The following is a 23,744-nucleotide window of genomic DNA, read 5'->3' on the forward strand; positions in this document are numbered from 1 at the left end:
GTCAAGGTCTGCGCCACCGAAGACCCGGTCTGCTCCGACGGCATGAACTTCTCCGCCCACAACACCTACGCCGACGACGGCGCCATGATCGACAAAGGCGTCGCCTTCGCATCCAGCCACCTCGACGCGGGAACCGGCGGCCCCGCGGGGTCGCCGGTCAGGGGCTTTTCGGGCGGCTGAGCGACCGCTCGGCTAGCGTTGGCCGCCTTTGGTATTCAGGTAGGCGACGATCCCCTGGGTGACCGCGGCGGCATACTTCGCCCGGCCGTCCGGGCTTTGCATCCGCGCGGCGTCGTCGGTGTTTTTCATGTTGCCGAGTTCGACGAGGATCGCCGGGTACTGGGCCAGGTTGAGCCCCGCGAGGTCGTCCCGGCCATACAGGCCGCCCGAGCCGATGTAGTTGGCCGGCTGGAAACCGGCCTGCACTAACGCATCCCGCATCGTGTTGGCCAGCTGGACGGCCGGGCCGGCCTGCACCTCGTTCAAGGGCGGGCTCGAGTAGTTCACGTGGAATCCGCTGCCGGACGCGGGTCCGCCGTCGGCGTGGATGCTCACGATGGCGTCGGGACGCATTGCGTTGGCCGCCGCCGCGCGCTGGTCCACGCAGGGGCCGACGGAGTTGTCGTCACCTCGGGATAGCTGGGTGCGAACGCCCATCTGGTTGAGCGACTCGTTGATCAGCGCCACGACCGCCCAGGTGAACGCGTGCTCGGGATAGCCGTCGTTGGTGGCAGCGCCGGACGCCTGGCACGCCTTGGTTCCGCCCCGGCCGTTGGGGACCTGCTGGTTGATCGAGGCGTCGTTCACGGCGTTGTGGCCCGGGTCGAGGAAGACGGCCGAGCCGGCGACACCGGCGGCGGCGCGCGGAGCGGTCATGAGCCCGGCGCCGATAAGCACCGGCGCGAATTTCAGCACGTCGCGTCGCGAAACGGGTCCCGGCCGGCCGGGGTGGTCACGCATCGCGCGATGGTAGCAATCAGACGTCGGTCAACGCCCGGGCCGCTGCGCGGAACATGGTCTGCTTGATCGCGCCGAGCGTGCCGGGGTCCTTGCCGGCCAGCGGACGCAGCAGGTCGGTGGCCGCCGCGGTCACCTCGCCCTCGGCCGCGGTAGCGTCGACGATGCCGAATTCGGCGGCCTCTTCCCCGCCGAACCGCCGCCCGGTCGTCATCGAGGCCACCGCGGCGCGGGGCGTGAGCTTGGCCTGGATCAGCGCGGCCATGCCGTCGGTGAACGGAATCCGGATGTCGACCTCGGGGAAGCAGAAGAACCCTCGGTCGGCGCGCATCACTCGCACGTCGTGGGCCATGGCGAGCATCGCGCCGGCGCCGAAGGCGTGCCCGGTCACCGCGGCGGCGGTCGGCATCGGGAAGGTGAGGACGCGAGCCAGCAGGGCCTGCACCCGCGCGACGTACGCCTGAGTCTGGTCGGCATGGGCGCCCAGCCAGTCCAGGTCCAGCCCGTTGGTGTAGAACTTGCCGCCCGCGGTCGTGACCAGGCCCTGGGCACCGGCCTGCTGGATCTCGTCAAGCTGCTCGTTGATCGCATCGAGAAACTCCGGGGAGAACCGATTCTCGTCCTCGCCGAGGTGCAGCACCGCGATCTTGTCGTCCCAACTGCATGTCGGTGTCATGTCGTGTCCTTCTCTCTGGTTTTACGCCGGGGTTCCCCGACGTCGAGCACGGCGCGGACCGCGGCGCGTAGCCGCTCCCGCGCCTCCGGATCTTTTATCCTGTTGCGGCGCAACAGGATCGCGGTCGGCAGATCGACGATGCAGGTTGTGATGACGTCGACGGCCGTGGCGTCCTTGCGGTCCCACAGGCGGCGGGCCAGCCGGATCATCGACTCCACCAGCTGCCGGTCCAGGTCGCGCAGCTGTGCCGCAATGTCGGGCGGCGTATCGGGACCCAGCAGCTCGTCGCGGCGCACCGTGAGTAGCAGCTGCGACGACTCCGGGAAGCTTTCGGCGAATACTGCGGGCGCCTCGGCCGCCGCCACCACGGCGGCAACACCATCCCCATCGGGCGCGGCGTGGATCAATTCGCCTTGGGCGCTGAGGAATCGATGCCCGGCCCGCAGCCAGGCGCGCCCAACGAGGCCCGCCCGCGAGCCGAAGGTGTGGTACAGCGCGCCGTTGGAGACCCCGATCGCGTCGCCGACGGCTCTGATCGTGACCGACGCGGGCCCGGACCGCACCGCCAACCGTTCGACGGCATCCAGGATTTGGTCCTGGTCGTGAACACGCGGCCGCGGCATTCCGGCATAGTAACAGAGCAGACGCTCTGTTATAGGCGTGCGCCCAGTTCACGCGATTGCAGCGCCCTCTTAACGCGAAACCCGTTTGATCGCGAGCGCCGATCGGGAACCCCCTGCCCATGGGTAAGGTCACTCAGGTCAACGAAGAGATGCTGTTGGCGGATATCGAGCGGCAACTGATCGACGAGTTCCCGCAGATCCCATCAGAGGTCGTCGACGCCCTCATCCGCGAAGAGCACGCCCGGTTCACGCACAGCCCCGTCCGCGATTTCGTTCCGCTGTTCGTCGAAAAACACACCCGCGAGCAACTGCGGGCGCGGTCCAACTGAGGAAACGGCTACCGGCCAGATTCTCGGCTTTCCGCCCCGGACGGGCGGATCTGCGCCTACGCTCAGCAAATGGTCGGTCGCCGATGGGTCATGCTGGGCATCGGCGCGATGGTCGCGGCGGCCACCGCCACGCCCGCGACCGCACGCGCCGACACCGTGAACTTTCAATCCCCGTCCGGGAACATCTACTGCGTTCTGGACAGCGCATTTGTCGCGTGCGACATCAGTGACTTCGATTACCAGCCGCCGCCACCCCCGGAGTGCGGCAAACACCTCGCCTGGGGAAATCGCTTCGTCCTGGCCCAGGGTCAACCGGCCGCCATCCACTGTCACGGCGACACCCTGCGGGTCGCCGGCGAGCCGACACTCGACTACGGCCAGTCCAAGTCCGCGGGGACGCTCACCTGCGAAAGCGAGCCGTCGGGCATGACATGCACCGACAGCAGCACCGGGCATTACTTCCGGGTGTCGCGGGATTCCTACGATCTGGGCTGAGAGCCGTTCCGCTCCAACCGCTTACATGACCGTACAAAATAGTATGGTACGGTCGCGCCATGTCCGCGGTCGATACTCGCCCGACGTATGGGATCACCGACGACTTCGTCGCCCGCTTGGCCGAGCGCGCCGACGAGGCCGAAAGGCTGCGCCGGCTGCCCGCGGCGACGATCAGCGAGTTCCGGGAAACCGAGCTGTTCCGGCTGTTGCTTCCGGCCCGGTTTGGCGGCATCCAGGCGTCGTTTCCCGGACTGCTGGAACCGATTCGGCGGATGGCGCACGGGTGCGCGTCCAGCGCCTGGACGCTCGGTTTCTACGCCCTGCACAACTGGATGCTGTCGCTGTTCGACATGCGGGTCCAGCAGGAGGTGTTTGCCTCGGGGCCGGTGCTCGCGCCCGCTCCCCTGGCCCCCACCGGCCGCGGCGTCCCGGCTGAGGGTGGGGTGCGCTTGACGGGCCGCTGGTCGTGGGCCACGGGTGCGATGGATGCGGATTGGGTGATGGTCGGGGCGCTCATCGAGCGACCCGATCGCATCGACCCGGCGCTGGTGCTGGTGCCCGCCGACCAGGTCGAGGTCGTGGACACCTGGCACACCGCCGGGATGCGGGGCACCGGGTCCCACGACGTCGTCGTCAGCGACCTCCTCGTGCCGGAGCACCGCATGGTCGCCGTGGCCGATATCTATGCCGGGACGGCGCCCGGCGCCCGGGCCCATGACGTGCCGACGTACCGGTGGCCGATGGTCCCCGCGCTCGCGCTGGTGGCGTCGATGCCGGTGCTCGGTGCCGCCGAGCGGGTGACCGAGCTGTTCGCCGAACGACTGGGCGGGCGCGTCCTGGCGTATAGCGGTGCGGCGCAGAAGGATCAGCCCGCCGCGCAGATCCGGCTGGCGAGTGCGCGGGTTCGGTTGCGCGCTTTGAGGGCGCTCGTCGACGAGACCGCCGACGGGATCGACCGGATGGTGGCCGCCGGCGAGCGGGTGCATCGATCGGTGCGGGCCGAGGCGCGGCTGGCGGCCGCCCACACAGTGCACGAGAGCAAGGCAGTGATTGCCGATTTGCTGGACGCCTCCGGCGCCAGCGCGCAATTCCTATCGAATCCGCTGCAGCGGTTCAAGCGCGACGTGGACATCGCGGCCGGGCATGTCGTCTTCGACTACGACGTGAGCCGAGAGTTGGCCGGCGCGTTGGCGATTGGCGCCAAGATCTCCCCGATCGCGATGGTCTAGTCCTTGAGCATCAGCTCGAGGAAGCGTTCGCGCTGCGCGATCTGTTGCGCCTGCTGCGCCGAACCGGCCAGGTGCAGCAGCCCGATGCCGGCGGCGAAGGTCAGCTCGGCGCGCAGCTTGGCGTCGTCGGGGCTGAAGCCGTAGTCGCTGTAGGCCTTGGTGACAGAGCGCAGCAGGCGCAGGTCGGCCGCGCGGATGTTGGCCGCGGCGGCCGGATCGGTGCGGGCCCATTCGCGCATCGCGCGTTCGAGCGTCCAATGCCCCGGGCTGGTCAGCGCGGTCATCATGGCGGACAGGCGTTCTCGCGGGGGCAGCGCGTCGAGCTCGGCCAGTGACTGCCGGTCCTTCTCGAGGAAGGTGTTCCACGATTCGACCAGCGCGGCCCGATAGCTGTCCATGCCCTGGAAGTGCCAGTAGAAGCTGCCCCGGGTGACGCCCGCCTGCTGGCACAGGCGCTCGATCTTCAGGGCGCGCACCCCCTGCTCGGCGAGCAGCGTGTAGCCGGCCTGCAGCCAGTCCTCCACGGACAGACGCGGGGGCTTGCGCGCGGTCACAGATGAAGGTTACGGGGGACGCTTCCGGGCGCGGATCCGTCTGTCATCAGGGGCCCTGCGTGGGTCCGGGTGAACTCCTACCCAACACCTGGCAAAGCGGAGCGGTCGGCCGCACACATGGGTGTAATGTCCGGGTTTGCTAGCCGACAAATTCCTGTTAACTCTTGGCACGCTTGCTGGGATGCCGAAGGATCAGGAGGTGCCGTGAGCACAGCCGAGGTGTCCGACCTGTCGGCGACGATCGACAACGACGAGGTCGTGGTGTCGTTGCACGACGAGGCCCTGCTGCTGGGCGGTGACCCCGCCGCTGTCGACTCCTATCTGACCCGGCTACGCGCGACCGCCGGCCACGCCATGCGAGTCGCCGGTATCGACAGTGCCTCGCTCGCGAACGCGGCGATCGCCGGGCTGGCCTCCTTGCTGGCCGACTCCGGCAAGTACGTGCAGTTGCATCGCGACACCGTGGAGGCGCTGAAGGAAGGCAACCTCGTTCCCCTCAGCGACGGCTTCTTCCGGCTGACCACGGGCGCCGATGCCGGCGAGCTCCTGGCGCAACTGCAATGGCGACCGGAACTGCTCGGACCGGAGGTGATGCTGTCGGCGCAGATGATCGCGGTGCAGATGGCGTTGAAGTCCGCGGTCGCCGAGGTCGAAGACGCCGTCCGTCGCGTGGAGGACAAGGTCGAATCGGTGCTCGAAGTCGCCCGCGCGCAGCGCGCCGGCGATGTCCTGGGCACAAGCCTCACGATCTCGCGGATGGTCGACTCGTTGGACAAGTACGGGTCGCTGCCCGATGCGTACTGGGATTCGGTGGCCATGCTGGGGCCGGCGCTCAACGTCACGGTCGAGCAGCTACGCAACCACGTGAGCCGCATCCTGGAGTCGTTCGATCACACCCTGGGTGTGCAACAGCGCGCCGGGAAGCTGCGAAATGCCATCAGCGAGAACCGGCTTGGCGACACCCTGAGCCTGCTGGTCATCGCCGAGGAGGCGCTGCACAAATGGCAGCGGCTGAACCTCGCCCGCATCGAGGCAAAGGAGCCCGAGCAGCTGTTGCGGGCGATCGACGAAGCTCGCGAGCTCGTCGACCACCACCTGCGCGAAGACCTCGACATCTACCGGAGCGCGAAGGAAGTCCTCGACCGGTTCGGCAAGACGGCGGCCATCGACGGCTTCCGCTTCTGGGCGGTCCGTGAGCTGGCCAAGCAGCGCGGCGCGCTGCGCGACGAGCTCGACCGCTTCGCCGCGGCCCGTCAGCACCAGGTCGATACCTGGGAGGACTTCCACATCCCGAGCGTGCTCGACGCCGCCCTGGCCACCCTCGAAGCCGTCGGAAGCGTTACGGGCCGTGTGTTCGTAACCGTCGGCCGGGGGGTGGTCTACCTGGGCGGGCAGGTAGCGGGCCCGTTCCGGGGCAAACCTAGCGATGAACCCTCTCAGGCGAGCAGCTCTGAACTCGAGGAACACCAGTCGGCGTCCTGACTGGGCACAGTGCGTCGTCATTGACTGTGGTCGGGGCTGCCTCGATACTCCACCAGTACCGCCGTCGACCATCAACGGCTCGCGGCTAAAGTGCTTGGCGCGCAGAGGAGGTCGACGTGATCGATTTGGGGCTATCCGGCAAGCGTGCGGTTGTGTCGGGTGCGGGCTACATCCCGGAGCGTGCGGGCCACGGCTGGTTCACGTCGTTGGCCCTGGCCGAAGCGGGCGCCTCGGTGGCCTGCATCGATATCGACGAGCAGCGCGCGGAGCACATTGCCGGCGAGATCGTCGGGCGGGGCGGCACTGCCGTCCCGATCGTCGCCGACATGACCGACCCCGTTCAGGTCGGTCGGGCGATCGATGACGCCGTCGCGGCGCTGGGCGGTGTCGACGTGTGCGTCGACATCATCGGTGGTGCGACCTGGTCGAAGGTCGAGGACTTCACCACCGAGCTGTGGGACGCGGCGATCCATTACAACCTGACCCAAGTGTTCTACCTCTTTCAGGCCGCGGCCAGGTACATGATCGGCCAGGGCAGTGGTGGATCGTTGGTGGCGGTCGCGTCGGTCGACGGCATTGCGGCGGCGACCTACCATGCCGCCTATGGCGCCGCCAAGGCCGGCGTCATCTCGCTGGTCAAGACGTTCGCAGATGAACTGGGCCGCTACGGCATTCGCGCCAACGCCGTCGCACCGGGCAATGTGGGCTCCGGCAACGAGGACCAGCCGCCGAACGAGTACGCCGTCAACGGAATCAATCCACTGGCGGCGCCCCGCGCGCACGACATCGCCAACGCCGCGCTGTTCCTGTCCTCCGAGCTGGCCGCCCGCATCACCGGTCAGACCCTAGTCGTCGACGGCGGTGCCACCATTCGCCAGCTGTGGGGGCTGGGCGAGTCGATGATCCCGACCGACCCCGAAGAGGCGCTGCCGGACTTCATGAAACCCGGGCCGTCGGACGGCTAGCGCTGGTGCACCATCGGCAGGCCCGGCACCGAGCTTCTGCCCTTGAGCACATACGGCGTCGTGATCGAGCCGATGTAGATGTCGCGCATGTCCTGTCCGCCCCAGGCGATGCTGGTCGGGCCTTTCAATAACGCGCCCTCGGGATCGTCGAGGACCACCGTGGCCGTGCCGTCCGGGTGGATCGCTACGATCCTGTTGGCGAGAACCAGTGTGACCCAGAGGTTTCCCTCTGCGTCGAACGCGCATCCGTCGGCCAACCCCCACCGGCGGCCTACCTCCGGGTCGCCCATGGACCGGCCGGCGTCCGGGCCGAACTCGTCGGGGCGGCGCTCCCCCAGCGACGGGCCGAATCGCTCTGCCGGGTTGAGCGTTTCGCCCTCGATCGGAAATCGCATCACGTCGGCGGCCAGCGTGCGGACCACATACAGATATTGCTCATCGCGATCCAGCGCCATGCAGTTCGGAAAGCTCACACCGTCGGCGACTACGTGCGCCGACTGTCGATCCGGTGCAACGCGAAAGATGAACCCATCAGCGGTGCCGCGCGCGATGGTATCCATGAGATCGTCAGCCATTGTGCTCACCGAACACCACAGCGCCCCAACGGAATCCACCAGGACAAAGTTCAACCATCGCAGCGGGCGTCCATCGAGTTGTCCGCCCAGCACCGTCGTGTTCGCGCCGGTCACCGGGTCGAGGTCCTGCAACACACCCAAGCCCCAATTGGCGATCAGAAAGTGGCCGTCGCGATCGAGCGCGATCCCGTTCGGCTCGCCGCCCGCCTTACCTATACGTCGAATCGTGTGTTCGTCGATGAGTTCTGCGACAGCAGAGGCCTTATCTGAGGCGAACACCTTGCCATCGCCGGCCACGAGGACGTGTTCGGGGCGATCGACGCCGCGCCCGACGGGGTGGAGATCGGTTACCGCGATTGTGGTCTCGCCCGTTCCGCTCATCGATTCCCCTCGTGGACTCGTAGCAGCCCAATGTCAGGCTAGTGGAGGTTACGAGCTCACCGGGTCGAGCAGCCCAGCATGAGACACCCTCATCCCGTCGGCTGATATGCACCCGCCCGTTTCGAGCTGCGGTCAACGGGGCTGAGGAACCGAGTCGGCGCTGGGCGGGCCAGTGTGCTCAGGCCGTGGTGCCGCTGGCTATTTCTGACGATTGGGCAATGGCTGCGAATTGGCGTTTGAGCATTTGGTATCCCCAGGCGAGTACTAGCCAGGGCGCGATGAGCCAGGGCATGTTGAGCATGATGAACTTCACGCCCAGGTCAAAGAAACTCGAGGTGTTCACCGACGGCAAGCCGCCGATGATTTCGCTGCCGTAGTAGTACCAGGTCAGCACCGTGTGGGTGACGGCCGTGGACATGACGAGCAAAGTGCCGCGGTAGTCGGTGAATTGCGAGCGTTTGAGCATGATCAGACCCGTGACGCCGACGCAGGCGTTGATGACCGAGAGCACCTCGATCATCAAGAAATGGGGATTTGGGTTGAGGTAGCGCAGATCTCCACCGTCGATGTAGGCCCACCACGGGTAAGCCCAGGCGCTTTCGCGAGCGCCGGCGATCGGCTTGTGCAGGATCAGCCACCCCAACTCCCACGTCAGGTGGGTGGCGTAGGAGCAGATCACGAACGGCAGCACGATCCCCTGCAGGCGCTCGAACCTGGTCCAGCGCCGCAGCGACGGGATCGGCAGAAAGGCCGCAAAGATTCCCACGAAGTAGGCGGCCGTAGCTTGAGTGGCCAGCAGGTTGGCCATCAGCCCGCGGTCCATATGGCCGTGGAACACCAGGTACGTGTAGAGCGGGAAGCCCAGCACAAGCGAACCGAACGCCAAGATCCACATCAATCGCAAACCCCGGGACGGCGGCAGGGCGCTAATGACAGGCTTCGCGGTAGCCGGGGGGACTGCGGTGGCGGTCATCAGTGCTCCTTGGTGACTTTCACAAGCAGAATAATGATTACTGCAGGAACAGACATAGTTACCCCCGCCGCCCAAGCCGCTACCGAAGCCGGCAAGATCACCCGACGTCCCGCGATCCAAGCGATGTATCACAGACCTCAAGTCGTCGGCGGTCACGTTTTGGCGTCGTGGCGTGTCGTAGCAGTAGACCACTCGTTACGACACATCGCCGGAGACTCTGAAATGACTGCGATCACAAAAACCCGCGAGATGCGCACTCGCGCCCAGGTGACCACCTACTGGATTGCCACCGCCCTGCTCGTCGCTGAGCTGACACTGGGAGGCATCTGGGATGTGCTCCGCGTTCCGTTGGTTCGCAACGTCGTGACGCACTTGGGCTATCCGACGTACTTCTTGGTTTTGCTTGGGACATGGAAACTGCTCGGCGCGGCTGCCCTCGTTGTGCCGCGGCTTCCACTGGTCAAGGAGTGGGCCTACGCCGGCATCTTCTTTGTCTTTTCGGGGGCCATCGTGTCGCACTTGACCACGGGCAAGGATGTCCAAGAAGTCGCGATCTGCTCCATTGTGCTCGTACTGACGGTTGCGTCATGGGCCCTGCGTCCGGCGGCACGCACGCTCCACAAACGCGAACACGACCAGGACATAAGCGTGGCGGAGTCAACATGACCTTAGTGGCCGGCTGCTCGGGGCGCCCCGAACTTCTCTGAGCTGCAAGAGATGGCGCTGCCCAGCTGCGCGCGGATCGGGTCGATGTCAGGGGCGCTGCTGCGGCGCGACGTTCAGTGAGCTGCCGACAAGACGACCGAAAGATGTCGCCGTTGCGGCGCCACGCAGGGTGGAGCCGATCGCGTCGTCCACGATTGACGAAGGCCAACGCCTTGCCGAGGAGTTCGTCACCCAGTGTCACCAGGATCGTCGTTCCTATGTGAACCTCAATCTGCAACTCGCCGAGTACAATTCGCGGCTATCGCTCGATGTTGCCCTGTCGAATGCCGACGTACCCGGGACCTTAGTGGTTTTTCGCAATCAGCGTCCGGCAGCCGGCACAACGGTGGCAGTCTCCGCGCCACCCGGAGTGACGATGCCAACCGTCTGACCCCGACCGCACCCGGCGCTTCGGGTCAGCCAGCCGGATTCGGTTGGACGACAACGCATCCGGCCTACGCTGACCGACTCAATGCGTGCGATCCCCGCCTCGGTGCATCACCCATTGGCCGGTAAGGTCGCGGCGCTGGCTTTCAGCGACTCCAAAGCGGCGGCGCTGAGCCGGGCGAGTTCGTCCGCCTCGTCGGGAGTGAGGGCGGCTGCGAAAATTTCGGCCATCCGGCGGTTGGTCGCCTCCTCGACCTCGGCGTAGCGGTCCTTTTTGTCCGCGCCGTCGGCGAACGGCTCCGACCAGCCGAACATCGCGGCATACTGATGCCCCTTGTTGAGCATGTGGGCCTCCACGGGGGTGATACCCGAGATCGTGAGGGCGTTGAAATGCACTCCGGCCCGCAGCTCCCGCAGGACGTGCATCACCTGCAGCGTCCGCGCGGGCGGGTCCTCGTCCAGCGACATGGTGCGCCACCCGGCGTACAGCGGCAGACCCCCATCCGGTGTCGCCGCGACGATCTTTTCCCCCAGCGCGGCGATGCGGTCCAGCCCCTCGCCGCCGGCCAGGTGCCTACGCGCGAAGCCGGCGGCCTGTTCCCAGTACACCTCGGCCGCGCCCATCGCGCCGCGAACCGCGACGCCCTCCTCCCACAGGCTCCGCAGGGAGGTGGGCTCGAACACCACGAACACCGAACTGACCGCGACGCCGGTGGCCTCGCCCAGCACCCCGCCGCGCCCCGCAACGTATCCGGCGAGCGGGTTCTGGTAGCCGGCCGCGACGCTTTCGGCGAGATTCTCGGGGTGCAGCATGAACATCCCGACCGCTTGTCCGATGGACGAACCCGCGGTGACGGCGGCGTCGAGCACGTCGTTGTGACTCATGGCTTTTCTCCTTGTCAGGCAGTCGCGTTCATGTCAGTTTCCCTGCTGCGTGGGTCGGGTCGACGCTACTCCTGGTGGTCCGTAGCGACTACGCAGGCAGCGGCGGCTCCCCTGATAGCCGGCACCGACACTTCTTGAGCAGAGCAGTCACTAACCCGCCGGGTTCGGGTCGACGCCATCCAGCCAGAGCCGCGTGCCGAACCCTCTCCTCTCCTCGCGCTTGCGCCGAGGACATTTACGGCCTCGACCGAGACGGTAATGGCGTGGGGTGCGAATAGAACCTTCCCACAAGTACTCGTACTTCAGCCGCGCGTCTCGCCGCCCGGTTTACGGCCGCGGCGGCAGCGCCGCCAACCACCCATCCGAAAGCAGCTCCAATAGTTGCCCATCCGGATCGCGGATCATCGCCATCGCCTCCGTCACCGTTGCGTCCACCACCGCTCCCCCGAACTCCTCGACCTTCTCGAGTACGGAGCCGAGATCGGACACCGAAAACGAAATATGCGTCAGCCCAATCTGATCCATGACGCGTTCCGACCCGCTGTGAACTTGACGCTTCGAGTAGTCCATGAGTTCGAGCACGAACCCGTCGCGCACCAAGTAAGTCGCGTGCACCCCGAGCGGCTCGGGAAGCTGCACAAGCTTGGCGGTGGGACCGTCGGGCGGATCAAGCTCCCACCAGAACTGGAACCCAAGCACATTTTCGTAGAACCGCCGCGACCGCTCGCGATCGGAGACGCACAATCCGACATGGTTGAAGGTCGTGCGGTGACTACTCATCGCGGCCTTTCTCGACAGAACCGACGAGCGTAATAATGCAAAGATAGTGTAGATAGCCGAGCTCACGCCGCGGTGGAGGACTTTGAGATGGCAGCCCGTCCCGACGTCGCCGATGACGTCATCGTCGACTTCGACCACCACTCCGACGCGTTCAACCTCAACGAGCTGGCCATCAACGCCGAGCTGAGACAACGCTGCCCCGTCGCCTGGAACGAGAACTACGGCGGCTTCTGGTTCCTCAGCAGCTACGACGCAGTCAGCCACACGGCGAGAGATGGCGACACCTTCGCCCACAAATACGAGCCCAACGCCGCCGATGGCGTCGACTACCAAGGCGAGATGGGCGTCCCGCGGCCTGAGGGCCAGCCGGCGCTGGGCATCGGCGAGGTCGACGGCCCCTACCACCTAGCCCTACGGCACGCGCTGGCCCCGTTCCTCTCCCCCGGCGCAGTCCAGAAACTCAAGCCGTTCATGGAACAAAAAGCCCATGAGTTCCTCGACCAAAAAATCGAAGACGGGCAGATGGACCTCGTCCTCGACTACGCCAGCCCGGTCCCCGCCATCCTCACCATGAAGCTGATGGGCCTGCCGCACGACAACTGGCATCTCTACGCCAACCTGTTCCACTCCGTCATGGCCGTCCCGCAAGACAGCCCCGAGTACCTCGACGCCATCGCCAAAGTCCCCGCCATGATGCAAGAAGTCCTCGAGTACGCGGCCAGCAGACGAGCCAGACCGGAAGACGACCTGACCAGCTTCCTCATCCAGTTCGAATTCGACGGCCAGCGCCTCACCGACGAACAGCTGCTCAACATCCTCTGGAACCTCATCGGCGGCGGCGTCGACACCACCACGTCCCAAACCGCGCTCACGCTTCAATACCTGGGCACCCATACAGACCTGAGACAACAACTCATCGACCACCCCGACCTCTACCGCACAGCGACCGACGAATTCCTGCGCTTCTTCTCGGTCAACCAAACCCTCAGCCGCACAGTCACTCACGACGTCGAACTCAACGGCCAACACCTGAGAAAGAACGATAAGGTCGTCATCAGCTGGCTCTCCGCCAACCACGACGACAAAGAATTCCAAAAGCCCGACGAGATCATTTTGGACCGAACACCCAACCGCCACCTCGCCTTCGGTCTCGGGCCGCACCGCTGCATCGGCTCACACCTGGCGCGGCTGATGGCCGAGGTAATGGTCAGGGCCGTCCTCGACCGCATCCCCGACTACCAGGTCGACGTGCAAAACGTCCACCAATACCTGGGCAACCCGAGCATGACCGGCCTGGGCACGCTGCCGGTCACCTTCACCCCCGGAGCGAAGCGAGGCTAGATGCCAGACAGCGCTCGCAAATCCGCCAACCCGATGACGCAAGTGCTGGGTCCGTTCACCCGCACCGGCGGCTTCTACGCCCGCTCGTGGGGCACCTACCTGGATCGTCAACCCGACGAGCTACCGGTGGCCCGGCCCACCATCGCGCTCGCGGCGCAGGCATTCCGCGACGAAATCCTGCTGGCCGGCTTCAGCCTGTTGCGCCGGGCTCCCGACGCAAAAACGCTCGAACGGATCGACAGCGAAGTGCTTGCGGCGCAGGAGTTTTACGGTAACAAGGGCTGGCTCGACAATCCCGAGGGTTTCTTTGCCCCTCCCCCACTCCCCACCGACGTGACGGTCAAGCGCGTCAGCAGCATGGGACGCAACTACGAGCGGCTGTCCTTCGACAGCGACTACGAGCCCCACGAAGGCGAACCCGGCCGGGAACGGTGGCGCAGCTACACCGGCAACAACCGCGAATACGCCCTGATGTTCCGGCACCGCCGGCCGCGGCCCTGGCTGATCTGTATCCACGGCGCCGAGATGGGACGGGCCGCGCTCGACCCGATGCTGTTTCATGCCTGGCACCTGTACCGGGATCTCGGCCTCAACGTCGCGCTCCCTGTGCTTCCCATGCACGGTCCTCGAGCAAGCGGTGGACCAAAGTTCCCCAGTGAGGATGTGCTCGACGACGTTCACGGCGCCGCCCAGGCGGTCTGGGATATCAGGCGCCTCATTGCCTGGATCCGCGCGCAACAGCCCGACGCCGCGATCGGGGTCAACGGCATCTCGCTCGGCGGTCTGATCTCGTCGCTGGTCGCCAGCCTCGACGAGGGCCTCACCTGCGCGATCCTGGGCGTGCCGGCCGTCGACCTGGTGAACCTGGTCGGCCGCCACGCCGGCCTCAGCGGCCACGCCGCCCTGCGCCACACGATGAACTCGGCCAAACCCCTCGGCCGCATGATCTCGCCGCTGGCCCTGACCCCGCGCGTGCCGCAAAAGGGCCGCTTCATCTACGCCGGCCTCGCCGACCGGCTGGTACACCCGCGCGACCAGGTCACCCGACTCTGGGAGCACTGGGGCAAACCCGAAATCCAGTGGTACCCAGGCGGTCACACCGGATTCTTCCGTTCGCGGCCGGTGCAGCGCTTCATCGACGACGCGCTCGTGCAGTCGGGGCTGGCCGACAAGAGATGACTGCCTCCTACCTGCGTTGGATAGCGACGAGCGCGGCCAAGCCATTGGTCCATGCCTATCGGCGCACCGGTGCCGACGTGCCCTTCGGCGATCCGGTTCCTTCACACGGGACAGAAATGGAGGGCTGGTTCTGGCGCCTCACCGATACCGCCTCGGGTCGCGTCGTCGTCGCACTGTGCAGCGTGAACCGGAATCCAGACGGGGACTGGGCGACCGTCGCGGTCGCACTGCATCCCGGCGGCGTGGTGCGTTCCGCGGCCATGGACGGTGCCCACGCCGAATCGTCCACGTTCTCAGTGCACGCCGGGACCGCTCCCGACTGCCGTCTGGCGGCGAACACCGATCGACTCCAGATCGACCTTGACGGCATCCACCTCGACCTGCACTTCGCCGATCCCTTCAATTGGCCCAAGGCCTTTGGTGGAGGCGGCGTCTTCTCTTCGGTCCCGTTTCTCAACCAATACTGGCATCCCTACCGACTCGGCGGAAAAGCCACCGGCACAGTCAAATTCAACGACGAGATGTGGTCGTTTGACGGCGCCGCGCTGTACACGGAACGCAACTGGGGCGCGGGCTTCCCCGAGCGCTGGTGGTGGGGTCAGGCACACGATTTCGGCGACGCCGACGTCTCGGTCGCCTTCTCGGGCGGCCTTCTTCAGCTCGGCCCGATCCGCAGGGACGTCACCGGAGTCGTCGTGCGACTCGGCGACCGCGTCATTCGAGTAACCCCGCCGGTGCCCGTGCGATCGGACGTCGGCGACGGACACTGGACCGTGTCAGCACGCACACTCCGCTACCACATCGAGCTGGACGGAGACGGCACCCGCGCGGATCCGCACGTCTTGCCGGTGCCGCTGCCCGAGCAGCGCCGCAACATCGACACCGACTTTGAGCACCTCGCCGGCCGATTGCATTGCAGGGTGCGGGAGTACGGCCGGGTGGTGTTCGACGGCACCTGCGAGATCGCTGGCCTGGAGATCGGCAGCCGACCGGCATAGCTCGACTCACGGTCGGGAAGTGCGCCTGCCCTCTCATACCACCTGCCATCGCCCGGTAGAGTCACGAACTCGTGCAGATCGCAGTGACTGGTGGCACCGGATATCTCGGTGCACACGTCGTCCGTGGCCTACTCAATGCTGGCCATCAGGTACGGCTTCTGGCCGAGCCCGGGTGGGACAACCCCGAACTGCTGCGCAGGCTTTCCGAACTCGGCTCGATAACCGTGCTAGAGGGCGACGTCCGCGAGTCCGATACCGTGGCGACGCTCCTGGACAACAGTGACGCCCTGCTGCACGCTGCCAGCGTGGTCGGGACCGACAACCGGCGCGAGAACCTGATGTGGGAGATCAACGCGCTCGCGACCGAGTCGATCCTGCGTCAGGCACACGGCCGCGGGCTGGACCCGATCGTCACGATCAACAGCTACAGCTCCCTCTTCTCGCCGGCGGTCCCGGTGATCGGGCCGGACACTCCCACCGCGGCGGGTAGGTCGTCCTACGCCAAGACGAAGGGCTACGCCGATCGTGCTGCCCGGCGCCTGCAAGACGAGGGTGCGCCCGTTGTCATCACCTATCCGTCCAGCGTGGTCGGACCGGCCTTCATGACGGCCCCCGGTATCACCGAACAGGGCTGGGCGCCAATCATCCGCGCGGGTGTCGCGCCGCGACTGCGGCACGCCGGAATGATGATGGTGGACGTCCGTGACATCTCCGATGTGCATATCGCGTCGATGCAGCCGGGCCGCGGCCCCAAACGCTACGTGTGCGGCGGCGTGATGCTGAGCTTCGATGAGATGATCTGCGCGCTCGAGGCCGGCTCCGGGCGTCGCATCAGGCGAATTCCCGTGACTGGCGGAATGTTTCGGGCACTGGGCAGGATCGCGGACGCCGTCGGGAACCTACTGCCACTCGGGGCCGGATTCAGTTTCGAAGCGGCACAACTGCTGACCGCGGCGATACCAACCGATGACTCCCGCACCCTGGCCGAGCTCGGGGTGACCTGGCGCTCACCTCGCGAGGCGATCATCGCGACGTTCGCGCACCGCAGCGGAGAAGAACCCTGCGGAACACCCGCTAGCGGGTGAAAAGCCGTTCCTCGATGCCGAGCCGGCGTCGCTCTGCCACGTCGCACCTCCAAGAACGATCGACTTTGCCCGCGCTTCCTGGCCAACTTGGCTCGTCGGGCTCAGATCACTTCCTATGGAACCGGAATCGGCTTAATCGGGTTGCCCTGCTGGATCGACGAACAGTTCTCGACGGAGGCACTTCGGCGATAGCGAACGCTGCGAGTCTTCAGCACAGATGTCCGACAGCGGCTTTTTTCCGGTGTACGAGTAGAACGGACCGTCCTTCGGATGCGGCGGGGCGATGGCCGCGCGTGCAGGTGGTCGTGAGGCGGTCATGGCTTCCCCTCAAGCGCGGCGCTGCGCCTTAGCCTTCGATCGGCTCGGTGTGGTCGCCGGCCTCGTGCCGTTCAACCGCGCGGAGGCACGCTGCCCCGTGCGTGGTGAGCTTGTCGTGGGCACCGGATCGAATGCGGCGGGATCGGCGAGATACGCGCGGAAGATGCCGGCCATCGTCGCGGCCTGGTAGCCGTCGACGAACCGGTGATCCAGGCCGATCGACAGCGGCAGCACCGGACGCACGACGGGTTGGCCGCCCAGAGCCAACACCTTGTCCTTCACCGCGCCGATCATGATCCCGAGCGGCACGTGGCAGAACGTCGGCCAAGGGGCGGCGGCCGTGTCGAGGCCGTAGGTGCCCACGTTGCTCACGAGTATCGAGCCGTAAGGGCGGGCCTCCAGCCCAAGGAACGGAATGGGCAATTGCAGGCTCTCGGTGATGAAGCCCATCGCATCCATCACCGGACGAAGCAGCAGCGGCGGCAGTCCCTTGACCATCGCCTTGCTCTGCTTGAACTGCGGATCTTCGTCGTGGCGAATGCGTCCGACATGATCGGCGAGTTCCTTGGCGATGGCCCAGGGCGGCTTCTCGTTGATGCGACGCACCACGGTGCCAGAGAGATCGGTGCCAGCGGCTTCGGCTCCGGTTATGAGGTCCGTCCGCAGCGATACCACGAAGAAGCAGTCGACGGTCGGGGACGGCAGGAAGCCGCCGAACACGACCCGGCCGTTGAGACCCGGCAGCGCCTCGATGACCTTGCCCGCAGCCCTGCCGACGAGGTCCATGGGGGTGACGTGCTGACCCGTTGCCTCGCGGACCTGGCGCAGGTACTCGAGCAGCCGCACCGCTTCGATATCCATCGTCGCCCAAATCACCGGGTCTTTCCGCGGCCGCCAGGTGGCCATGGCAATCTTCCGCCAGACGGAGAACGGGATGACGGATGGAGTGGTCCACATTGTCGGAACTTCCTCTTCGAAGCAGGTACCCGAGTCTTCGCCCCAGAGCCGCAATACCGGCAGAGGACAAGGTCCCCTTGTCGGTGCCAAACGACGTCACGATGGCTAAAGCGAACACGCTCCGCCCGTGGTGATCAGGACGCGGTTGCGTACTGCAACACCGGCTCCGACGAATCGACGTGGCTGCCGCTGACGATCCTGAGCCGATTCGGGCGCACCTCGTAGCGCACGCCGTCGACCGGGTTGGTCACATCGAACCCGTCCCCGACGCGCTCCGCGTTCGACAGCTCGATGTGCGCGCCGTCGCGAATCCGCTCGCCGCGGTAGTAGTAACTGCCGCTGAGGTTTTGACACACCACCGCCAGCGACTTGGCGGTGCGCACCACGGCGGCCGGCGGGTTCCCCGGGTCGCAACGAGCCGTCTCGCCGACGAACCCTAACCCGTCGGCGCCCCGCACCGGAGCCGACAGCGTCGGCGTCTTCGGCGGCGGCGGGCTCGACGGCGCGGGCGATGGCGCCTGAGCCGTCCGCGTAGGGGGCGAACCGCCTCTCGTCAACGCCGACGCAAGAGCCACCACGAGCCCGGCTATCACCAGCACCACCGCCGCCGCAGTGACCACGAACGCTCCGCGGCCGCCAACGGGCCGCCAACCGTCTGGCCGCGACGGCGAAGGCGCTTCGTCAACGGGATACGGGCTGTAACCGGTGTCGTCCGGGTTCGGATAGACCGCCTCGAACGGCCGGGTGCCAAGGGGCCCGGCGCCAACGCCGGCCGCGACGGGCTCGTACGCCGCGTTCACCGCCTCGCTGGCCGCCCGGGCGAGTTCACCCGCGGAAGCGAACCGCGCCGCAGGCTGTTTGGCCATGCCGCGGGCGACGACGTCGTCGAAGGCCCGGCCGATGCCGCGGCGCATGATGCTGGGTCGAGGCGCCGGCGACAACATGTGCGCGCTCTTCAGCTCGGCCGGGTCCGTGGCCTCGAACGGCGGATGCCCGGTGAGGCACTCGTAGAGCAGGCAGGCCAGCGAGTACACGTCGGTCTGCGGTCCGACCTGGCCGGTGGTGAACCGCTCGGGCGCCATATACACGCGCGAACCGTCGGCATGCCCAATGCCGAGGTCGACGAGACTCGCGAAGTGATCGGGGGTCAGCAGTACGTGTTCCGGCCGGACACCCAGGTGCACCAGTCCGGCGGCGTGCGCGGCGTCCAGCGCCCGCGCCACCTGCGCGACGATCGACGCGGCCCGCGGCGGCTCCAGCGGCCCGCGCTCGCGCAGCAGGTCCTTCAGGCTGCCGCCCTCGACAAGGTGCATGTCGACGTAGGAAACCCCGTTAATCGAACCGAAGTCGTGCACCGGGATGACGTGGGGCTCCTGCAACCGCGACGCGATCCCGCACTCCCGCCGAAAGCGTTGCTGGAAGCCGGGTTCCGCGGCCATCTCGGCAGGCAGCAGCTTGACCGCGACCGTCCGGTCCCTAACCGTGTCGTGCGCCCGGTAGACCTCGCCCGTCGCGCCCGCGCCGATCAGCGATCGCAGCTCGTAGGGCCCGAACCGGGTGCCAAGCCGCGAGGTCAATGGGCAGTCCTTTCGCTAGGTCGTAAAGGTCCAGCCGTGCGGGTTCCCGAATTGGGCGCCGACCTAACGTGCGGCGGCTCACGCGTGCGGCGGCACCGGGCACCAGAATAGGCCGCAATTGAAGTTGGGCGGGCCGGCCGGCGCCCGGGGGGTGGCGTTGATCGGGCCGCTCGGCCACCCGTAGACCGCGCCGGTGTCGGCGTCGACGACGCCGCGGTAGTCGTAGTAATAGAGGTGGCACACGCCCATGTCCCAGCTGATGAAGTTGTCCGGGACACGCTCGCCCGGGCACCACTTGCCGCAGGTGTGTCCGGCCGGGCAGTTCCCGCCGACGTGGCCGTACGGGTCGGCCTGCGCGACGCCCGCGACCAGCCCCGCGCCGATGCCGGCGGTCAGCAGCGCGCAGGCCATCCACTTCTTATTCATGCCGTGAGCACACAACCGCGGGCGGGCTACCGATCCCATATCGACCTCAGCCGCCGTGTCCGCCTTTGGGCTTCTTACCCGGGTGACCGGGTGGCGGCGGTGGCGCCGGCTGCGGGGTGCTGCTGGGCGTGGTGGTGGCGGTGGTCGTCGGGGGCGGCGTCGGCGTGGTGGTGGTCGTGGTCGGCGTCGGCGGTGGCGCCGAGAACGGCGGATCGATGGCCAACAGAAGCAGCGCCAACAGGAACGCGCCAACGATCGCCGCGATCCACCACTTGCGCCGCGGAGCGTCCGGCTCCAGTGGCGCACCCGCGGGCGTGTAGGTCAGCACGGCCGGCGGCGGCGCCTCCATCACCCGGGTGTGGGCGGGCATCGCTGCTGGGGCCGCGCCGGCCAGCGCGGCTCGCATCGCCCCGGCCTGGTCGAACCGCCACGCCGGGTCGCGCGCCATCGCACGTTCGATCGTGGCGGCCAAGGCCGGCGGAACGTCCGGGCGCAGCGCGGCCAGCGGCGGCGGTGATGTGTGCAGGATCGCGTGTGCCAGCGCGCCCAGGTCCTCCTGCGGGAACGGCCTCCGCCCGGTCAGCGCCTCGTAACCCACCACGCCCACGGCATACAGGTCGTCGAACACCGTGGCCGGCTTGGACGTCAGCCGCTCGGGGCTCAGATATGCCATGCTGCCGACGACTTCGCCCGCCCTGGTGTAGGCGGCGCCGGACGTCTTGGCGATACCGAAATCGGCGAGCTTGGGTTCGCCGGCCGCGGTGAACAAGATGTTGCCCGGCTTGACGTCGCGGTGCAGGATCCCGGCGCTATGCGCCTCGGCAAGGGCGTCCAGGACACCGTCGAGCGCGACGTGCACGAACGCCGGTGGCAGCGGCCCGCGAGCGATGTGGTCGGCCAGCGACACACCCGGCAGCCGCTCCATGACGATGAACGGCAGCCCGTCGTGCTCGCCGATGTCGTGGACCACCACGACGTGCCGGCCGGTCAGCCGCGCCGCCGCGTGCGCCTCCGTTTCGAACCGCAACCGGCTGTCCGGCCGGTCGGCCACCCCCGGATAGAGCAGCTTGATTGCGACGGGCCGGTTCAGCTTCCGGTCCCATCCCTCACGCACCTCGGCCATCGCGCCGCGGCCCAGGACGCCGCGCAGCTCGTACCGACCGTCGCCGAGGAGCCCGCCCGGCCCCAGAGGCACTCCGGTACTGCCCTGGTCGCGGTAAGACTGGGTTCCTTGGAGGTCCGTGTCGATCTCCTGTCGGAAAGCTGACTCCCTGCTGGTTCGGGATAACCCCGCAATCCGGAATCGAAACCCGCTACTCGACAGGCGTTAAACAGCGGCGTTCCGCAACGGTTTTTGGACCGCCCCCGCGTACTCGCCGACGAAGCCGTTCCCCAACCACCACCTGGGCTCGGTGTGCTCGAAGATTTCCTCGCCGAGGGCCCGAGTGCGCACCGACCTCTTGACCGGAAACGGATTCATCCCCGACTTGTATTCGACCCCGACCATGGCGGGGACGGCCGGCCGGTCGCGCCGGGGCAGCAGTTCGAAACCGGCGTCCCGGAGCATCGCGTTCAACTCGGCTGGGCGAGGGAATCGCCGAAAGTCGTGGTTCGGTTTGTGCAGGCCGAACACGAACAGCGGCCCGATCGTGACGAAACACAGCCAGGTGCACAGGTTGCGATCCGGTGCGACATAGAACATCCGGCCGCCGGGTTTCAGCGCGCGAAACACGCTGTCCATCAGGCGGCGGTGCTGGGTGCAGTGGTCAAGCACTCCGTGCAGGTAGACAAGGTCGAACCGATTGGCGCCCAACACCTCCGGGTTACGGGCATCGCCGACGACGAAGGTCACACCAGGCTTGCCGGCAAAGCGCTTGCGGGCCGCGTCGATCGACTTGTAGTCGACGTCGATGCCGACGACGTCCCATTCACCCAACTCCGGATATCGTTCGAGCAACCCCGCGATCGCCCCGCCGCTGCCGCAGCCGACCACCGCCATCGCCGGCCGTTGACCATTCGCCGCCGGAAGGTAGTCACGCAGGAAGTCCCACGCGGCGTAGTCGATTTCGCCGACGAGCTCGGCGGTGAAGCGCCACTGATCGCTCACTTCGGCGTTGGAGAAGTAACGGACCCCGCGCTCGATCGTGCCGTTACTGATCCGCATCAGCACGCGATCGATGATCGAATACCGGTATTCCGGTTCGCCCGCCGCGTCGTTGGCCCGTTCACGATCGAGAAATTCGAAGTAGCTGCGCTCTTCGGGTTCGATTGGCGCTTGCCATGATTGGGCCTTGCCGAGCACACGCTCCCGAATCCACGAGTCGATCACGCGGCTGTAGACGCTGGTGTCAAACAACATGAGCTGATGGCCGCCACCGGGCATCACGAAAAAGTCTTTGGTCCCGCCGATCCGCTCGAAGCAAGCCCGGCAGTGCTCGACTCCGACGATTTCATCGTGCTCGCCGCAGGCGATCAGGACGGGTTTCGTGTTGGCGGCGGCGGGTTTTGGCGGCACATAGTTGAACACCGAGTGGTAGCTCTTGAACCCATACGACCAGACGTAAAGCGGGTCCTTCTTCTTGGTGTCCAGCAGTCCGGGGTCTTCTTGGTAGGCGGCCTTGAAGTCGATGAACCGCCGCAGCGGGACGCGTAGCCGATCGCCGACCTTGTCCGCCGCGAATTTCGCCGGCCGCGACCGGAAGAGCCGGATCGGCAGGCTCATCGGCGCCTCGTGGTTCAACAGGATGTTCATGCACACACCGGCCGCCACGGCCGGGCACGCGTCGAGCGCGTGGAATGCGACCTCCCCGCCTTGGCTGGCGCCGTGCACGACGACAGGCAGGGACGTCCGTCGTGCGGCGTAGTCGGTGACCGCCCTGGTGTCTTCGAGGAAGGCTTCGAAACTGAACACACCCGGCTTGCCCTCGGTGCGGCCGTGCCCGGTCAGGTCGAAGGAATAGACCGCCGCGCGGTAGTGGCGGCGCATGTGCTCGGCGAACGCGTCGTAACTCTCGCTGTTGCCGGCGGTGCCATGCACCAGCACCAAGACATAGTCGGCCTTCTCGTTGTCGTAGCGGCGCAAGAAGATTCGTTTGCCGCCGGATCCGGTCACTGCGTCTTCGACCATCGGCGGCACTGCCTGAATGGTGGTGTTCGGAGTCATCGGCTTTTCGAATCCAATCCTTCGGTGAAGCGCGCGGCGATCATCTCGGCGAAGGCGTCGAAGTCCGCTCGGAACCTTTCAGTGTCGGCGACGAACGGGCGCTGCATCGACATGCCGAGCAGCACGATTTCGCAGAGACGCACCGCCTCGTCGATCGAGTGCTGCGGCGCCTGGTCACCGGCGATGGTGCGCAGCAGCTCACCCAACTGCCGTCGCTGGGTATCGCGATAGTCGACATACGCGGTGCGCAAGAACTCGTTGTGGTTGGCCGCCGCGGCGAACTCGACCATGAAGGTGACCGCGTCGAGGTCGTCGATGAACAGCGTGTACAGCAAGCCGGCCGCCTCGGCCAGGCCGTCACGAACGGACGGTCCCTGCGACAGCCGGGCCGACGCCGCGGCGAACATGTTCTTGGCCATGTCGTCGATGGCCGCCTGGAAGAGCTTTTCCTTGGTCTCGAAGTGGTAGTGCAGCAGCGTCTGCGAAACGCCGGCCTTTGCCGAGATCAGCTTCATCGAGGATTTTTCGTAGCCGTACGCGCAGAAGCAGCGCATCGTCGTCTGCAGGATGCGCTGCCGGGTGTCACCGGCGGTGTCCCTGGTCTTCGGAATCGCTTCGGTCACCATCGACTCATCTCGTTGCTTCGAATACGGTACTGCCTGATCGATCAGTCAGGCAAGGGTGGCGCGATACCCTTTGAAGTG

The 23,744-nt window shown here is 66.6% G+C and carries 25 protein-coding genes and 1 pseudogene; 12 read left to right on the top strand and 14 right to left on the bottom strand.

Annotated elements, in window-relative coordinates; genetic code table 11:
• Positions 1-180: pseudogene (locus A5758_RS13200) on the top strand (cutinase family protein); the annotation flags it as partial.
• 12 nt (positions 181-192) lie between these two features.
• On the opposite strand, the gene A5758_RS13205 reads toward A5758_RS13200, so the two are convergent.
• Genes A5758_RS13205 through A5758_RS13215 form a run of 3 tightly spaced genes read right to left on the bottom strand, consistent with a single transcriptional unit; the run spans position 193 to position 2,256 of the window.
• Positions 193-960: an Rv3717 family N-acetylmuramoyl-L-alanine amidase gene (locus A5758_RS13205; RefSeq protein ID WP_067212107.1), complete on the bottom strand. Its 768-nt coding sequence runs from the start codon at positions 958-960 to the stop codon at positions 193-195.
• 16 nt (positions 961-976) lie between these two features.
• Positions 977-1,633 carry an enoyl-CoA hydratase-related protein gene (locus A5758_RS13210; protein ID WP_067212115.1) on the bottom strand — a complete coding sequence of 219 codons (657 nt, stop codon included), beginning with the start codon at positions 1,631-1,633 and terminating at the stop codon, positions 977-979.
• Positions 1,630-2,256 (bottom strand): TetR/AcrR family transcriptional regulator, encoded by a 627-nt coding sequence (locus A5758_RS13215; RefSeq protein ID WP_067740542.1) that lies wholly within the window; start codon positions 2,254-2,256, stop codon positions 1,630-1,632. The genes A5758_RS13210 and A5758_RS13215 overlap by 4 nt, the downstream gene beginning before the upstream one ends.
• A 119-nt stretch (positions 2,257-2,375) precedes the next feature.
• Between A5758_RS13215 and A5758_RS13220 the strand changes: the two genes are divergently transcribed.
• The 3 genes from A5758_RS13220 to A5758_RS13230 all read left to right on the top strand — a co-directional run bounded on the left by A5758_RS13220 (position 2,376) and on the right by A5758_RS13230 (position 4,309).
• The gene (locus A5758_RS13220) at positions 2,376-2,585 is read left to right on the top strand and encodes a three-helix bundle dimerization domain-containing protein (protein WP_231987306.1); all 210 of its coding nucleotides are present in this window, start codon (positions 2,376-2,378) and stop codon (positions 2,583-2,585) included.
• A gap of 69 nt (positions 2,586-2,654) precedes the next feature.
• Positions 2,655-3,080 (top strand): DUF6636 domain-containing protein, encoded by a 426-nt coding sequence (locus A5758_RS13225; protein ID WP_231987307.1) that lies wholly within the window; start codon positions 2,655-2,657, stop codon positions 3,078-3,080.
• A 59-nt stretch (positions 3,081-3,139) separates the two neighbouring features.
• Positions 3,140-4,309, top strand: coding sequence for an acyl-CoA dehydrogenase (locus A5758_RS13230; protein WP_067740544.1), 1,170 nt, complete (start codon positions 3,140-3,142; stop codon positions 4,307-4,309).
• On the opposite strand, the gene A5758_RS13235 is transcribed toward A5758_RS13230, so the two are convergent.
• Positions 4,306-4,863, bottom strand: coding sequence for a TetR/AcrR family transcriptional regulator (locus A5758_RS13235; protein ID WP_067740545.1), 558 nt, complete (start codon positions 4,861-4,863; stop codon positions 4,306-4,308). The two genes, A5758_RS13230 and A5758_RS13235, sit on opposite strands and share 4 nt — an antisense overlap.
• Before the next feature lie 228 nt (positions 4,864-5,091).
• Here A5758_RS13235 and A5758_RS13240 point away from each other — a divergent pair, with 228 nt between their 5' ends.
• Both A5758_RS13240 and A5758_RS13245 read left to right on the top strand, forming a co-directional pair.
• A complete protein-coding gene (locus A5758_RS13240) occupies positions 5,092-6,345 on the top strand; it encodes a hypothetical protein (RefSeq protein ID WP_067740725.1) in 1,254 nt (417 codons plus the stop codon).
• 116 nt (positions 6,346-6,461) lie between these two features.
• Positions 6,462-7,310 carry an SDR family NAD(P)-dependent oxidoreductase gene (locus A5758_RS13245; RefSeq protein WP_067740547.1) on the top strand — a complete coding sequence of 283 codons (849 nt, stop codon included), beginning with the start codon at positions 6,462-6,464 and terminating at the stop codon, positions 7,308-7,310.
• Here the strand turns inward: A5758_RS13245 and A5758_RS13250 are convergent.
• Together A5758_RS13250 and A5758_RS13255 are read right to left on the bottom strand one after the other, a co-directional pair.
• The gene (locus A5758_RS13250) at positions 7,307-8,182 is read right to left on the bottom strand and encodes an SMP-30/gluconolactonase/LRE family protein (protein ID WP_197503931.1); all 876 of its coding nucleotides are present in this window, start codon (positions 8,180-8,182) and stop codon (positions 7,307-7,309) included. The two genes, A5758_RS13245 and A5758_RS13250, sit on opposite strands and share 4 nt — an antisense overlap.
• A gap of 262 nt (positions 8,183-8,444) precedes the next feature.
• The gene (locus tag A5758_RS13255; protein ID WP_067740551.1) at positions 8,445-9,239 is read right to left on the bottom strand and encodes a hypothetical protein; all 795 of its coding nucleotides are present in this window, start codon (positions 9,237-9,239) and stop codon (positions 8,445-8,447) included.
• Between the two features lie 222 nt (positions 9,240-9,461).
• On the opposite strand from A5758_RS13255, the gene A5758_RS13260 reads away from it, so the two are divergent.
• Entirely contained in the window at positions 9,462-9,905 is a 444-nt protein-coding gene (locus A5758_RS13260; RefSeq protein ID WP_067212143.1) for a DoxX family protein, read from the top strand.
• Positions 9,906-10,074: 169 nt separating this feature from the next.
• Positions 10,075-10,335, top strand: a complete 261-nt coding sequence (locus A5758_RS25215; RefSeq protein ID WP_197503932.1) for a hypothetical protein — start codon at positions 10,075-10,077, stop codon at positions 10,333-10,335.
• Positions 10,336-10,442: 107 nt separating this feature from the next.
• On the opposite strand, the gene A5758_RS13265 is transcribed toward A5758_RS25215, so the two are convergent.
• Together A5758_RS13265 and A5758_RS13270 are read right to left on the bottom strand one after the other, a co-directional pair.
• Positions 10,443-11,216, bottom strand: a complete 774-nt coding sequence (locus A5758_RS13265; protein ID WP_067740553.1) for an evbL — start codon at positions 11,214-11,216, stop codon at positions 10,443-10,445.
• Between the two features lie 327 nt (positions 11,217-11,543).
• The gene (locus tag A5758_RS13270; RefSeq protein ID WP_067740555.1) at positions 11,544-11,996 is read right to left on the bottom strand and encodes a VOC family protein; all 453 of its coding nucleotides are present in this window, start codon (positions 11,994-11,996) and stop codon (positions 11,544-11,546) included.
• Between the two features lie 87 nt (positions 11,997-12,083).
• Between A5758_RS13270 and A5758_RS13275 the strand changes: the two genes are divergently transcribed.
• The 4 genes from A5758_RS13275 to A5758_RS13290 all read left to right on the top strand — a co-directional run bounded on the left by A5758_RS13275 (position 12,084) and on the right by A5758_RS13290 (position 16,599).
• Positions 12,084-13,337, top strand: a complete 1,254-nt coding sequence (locus tag A5758_RS13275) for a cytochrome P450 (RefSeq protein ID WP_067740557.1) — start codon at positions 12,084-12,086, stop codon at positions 13,335-13,337.
• A complete protein-coding gene (locus A5758_RS13280; protein WP_067740559.1) occupies positions 13,338-14,516 on the top strand; it encodes a S9 family peptidase in 1,179 nt (392 codons plus the stop codon).
• Positions 14,513-15,514, top strand: a complete 1,002-nt coding sequence (locus A5758_RS13285; protein ID WP_067740561.1) for a tocopherol cyclase family protein — start codon at positions 14,513-14,515, stop codon at positions 15,512-15,514. Before A5758_RS13280 ends, A5758_RS13285 begins: the two co-directional genes overlap by 4 nt.
• Before the next feature lie 71 nt (positions 15,515-15,585).
• Positions 15,586-16,599, top strand: a complete 1,014-nt coding sequence (locus A5758_RS13290) for an NAD-dependent epimerase/dehydratase family protein (protein WP_067740567.1) — start codon at positions 15,586-15,588, stop codon at positions 16,597-16,599.
• A gap of 327 nt (positions 16,600-16,926) precedes the next feature.
• Here A5758_RS13290 and A5758_RS13295 read toward each other — a convergent pair whose 3' ends face one another.
• The 6 genes from A5758_RS13295 to A5758_RS13320 form a co-directional block, all read right to left on the bottom strand.
• A complete protein-coding gene (locus tag A5758_RS13295) occupies positions 16,927-17,823 on the bottom strand; it encodes a 2-oxo acid dehydrogenase subunit E2 (protein WP_197503933.1) in 897 nt (298 codons plus the stop codon).
• A 185-nt stretch (positions 17,824-18,008) separates the two neighbouring features.
• Positions 18,009-19,451: a serine/threonine-protein kinase gene (locus A5758_RS13300; RefSeq protein ID WP_067740569.1), complete on the bottom strand. Its 1,443-nt coding sequence runs from the start codon at positions 19,449-19,451 to the stop codon at positions 18,009-18,011.
• A 78-nt stretch (positions 19,452-19,529) separates the two neighbouring features.
• Entirely contained in the window at positions 19,530-19,877 is a 348-nt protein-coding gene (locus A5758_RS13305; RefSeq protein WP_067740571.1) for a hypothetical protein, read from the bottom strand.
• Between the two features lie 46 nt (positions 19,878-19,923).
• Complete coding sequence (locus A5758_RS13310) at positions 19,924-21,072, bottom strand: serine/threonine-protein kinase (RefSeq protein WP_067740573.1); 1,149 nt, start codon at positions 21,070-21,072, stop codon at positions 19,924-19,926.
• A 132-nt stretch (positions 21,073-21,204) separates the two neighbouring features.
• Positions 21,205-23,040, bottom strand: a complete 1,836-nt coding sequence (locus A5758_RS13315) for an alpha/beta fold hydrolase (protein ID WP_067740575.1) — start codon at positions 23,038-23,040, stop codon at positions 21,205-21,207.
• On the bottom strand, positions 23,037-23,666 hold the full coding sequence (locus tag A5758_RS13320) for a TetR/AcrR family transcriptional regulator (protein ID WP_067740578.1): 630 nt from the start codon (positions 23,664-23,666) through the stop codon (positions 23,037-23,039). Before A5758_RS13320 ends, A5758_RS13315 begins: the two co-directional genes overlap by 4 nt.
• Positions 23,667-23,744: the final 78 nt, after the last annotated feature.

It is taken from the genome of Mycobacterium sp. 852014-50255_SCH5639931, assembly GCF_001665605.1.
Classification (GTDB): Bacteria; Actinomycetota; Actinomycetes; order Mycobacteriales; family Mycobacteriaceae; genus Mycobacterium; species Mycobacterium paraffinicum.

Excerpts from the sequence above, each read along its gene's own strand:
- A5758_RS13205 (WP_067212107.1), bottom strand. The coding sequence starts at position 960 with ATGCGTGACCACCCCGGCCGGCCGGGACCCGTTTCGCGACGCGACGTG.
- A5758_RS13210 (WP_067212115.1), bottom strand. The coding sequence starts at position 1,633 with ATGACACCGACATGCAGTTGGGACGACAAGATCGCGGTGCTGCACCTC.
- A5758_RS13215 (WP_067740542.1), bottom strand. The coding sequence starts at position 2,256 with ATGCCGCGGCCGCGTGTTCACGACCAGGACCAAATCCTGGATGCCGTC.
- A5758_RS13220 (WP_231987306.1), top strand. The coding sequence starts at position 2,376 with ATGGGTAAGGTCACTCAGGTCAACGAAGAGATGCTGTTGGCGGATATC.
- A5758_RS13225 (WP_231987307.1), top strand. The coding sequence starts at position 2,655 with ATGGTCGGTCGCCGATGGGTCATGCTGGGCATCGGCGCGATGGTCGCG.
- A5758_RS13230 (WP_067740544.1), top strand. The coding sequence starts at position 3,140 with ATGTCCGCGGTCGATACTCGCCCGACGTATGGGATCACCGACGACTTC.
- A5758_RS13255 (WP_067740551.1), bottom strand. The coding sequence starts at position 9,239 with ATGACCGCCACCGCAGTCCCCCCGGCTACCGCGAAGCCTGTCATTAGC.
- A5758_RS13260 (WP_067212143.1), top strand. The coding sequence starts at position 9,462 with ATGACTGCGATCACAAAAACCCGCGAGATGCGCACTCGCGCCCAGGTG.
- A5758_RS13265 (WP_067740553.1), bottom strand. The coding sequence starts at position 11,216 with ATGAGTCACAACGACGTGCTCGACGCCGCCGTCACCGCGGGTTCGTCC.
- A5758_RS13270 (WP_067740555.1), bottom strand. The coding sequence starts at position 11,996 with ATGAGTAGTCACCGCACGACCTTCAACCATGTCGGATTGTGCGTCTCC.
- A5758_RS13275 (WP_067740557.1), top strand. The coding sequence starts at position 12,084 with ATGGCAGCCCGTCCCGACGTCGCCGATGACGTCATCGTCGACTTCGAC.
- A5758_RS13280 (WP_067740559.1), top strand. The coding sequence starts at position 13,338 with ATGCCAGACAGCGCTCGCAAATCCGCCAACCCGATGACGCAAGTGCTG.
- A5758_RS13285 (WP_067740561.1), top strand. The coding sequence starts at position 14,513 with ATGACTGCCTCCTACCTGCGTTGGATAGCGACGAGCGCGGCCAAGCCA.
- A5758_RS13295 (WP_197503933.1), bottom strand. The coding sequence starts at position 17,823 with ATGGCCACCTGGCGGCCGCGGAAAGACCCGGTGATTTGGGCGACGATG.
- A5758_RS13305 (WP_067740571.1), bottom strand. The coding sequence starts at position 19,877 with ATGAATAAGAAGTGGATGGCCTGCGCGCTGCTGACCGCCGGCATCGGC.
- A5758_RS13315 (WP_067740575.1), bottom strand. The coding sequence starts at position 23,040 with ATGACTCCGAACACCACCATTCAGGCAGTGCCGCCGATGGTCGAAGAC.
- A5758_RS13320 (WP_067740578.1), bottom strand. The coding sequence starts at position 23,666 with ATGGTGACCGAAGCGATTCCGAAGACCAGGGACACCGCCGGTGACACC.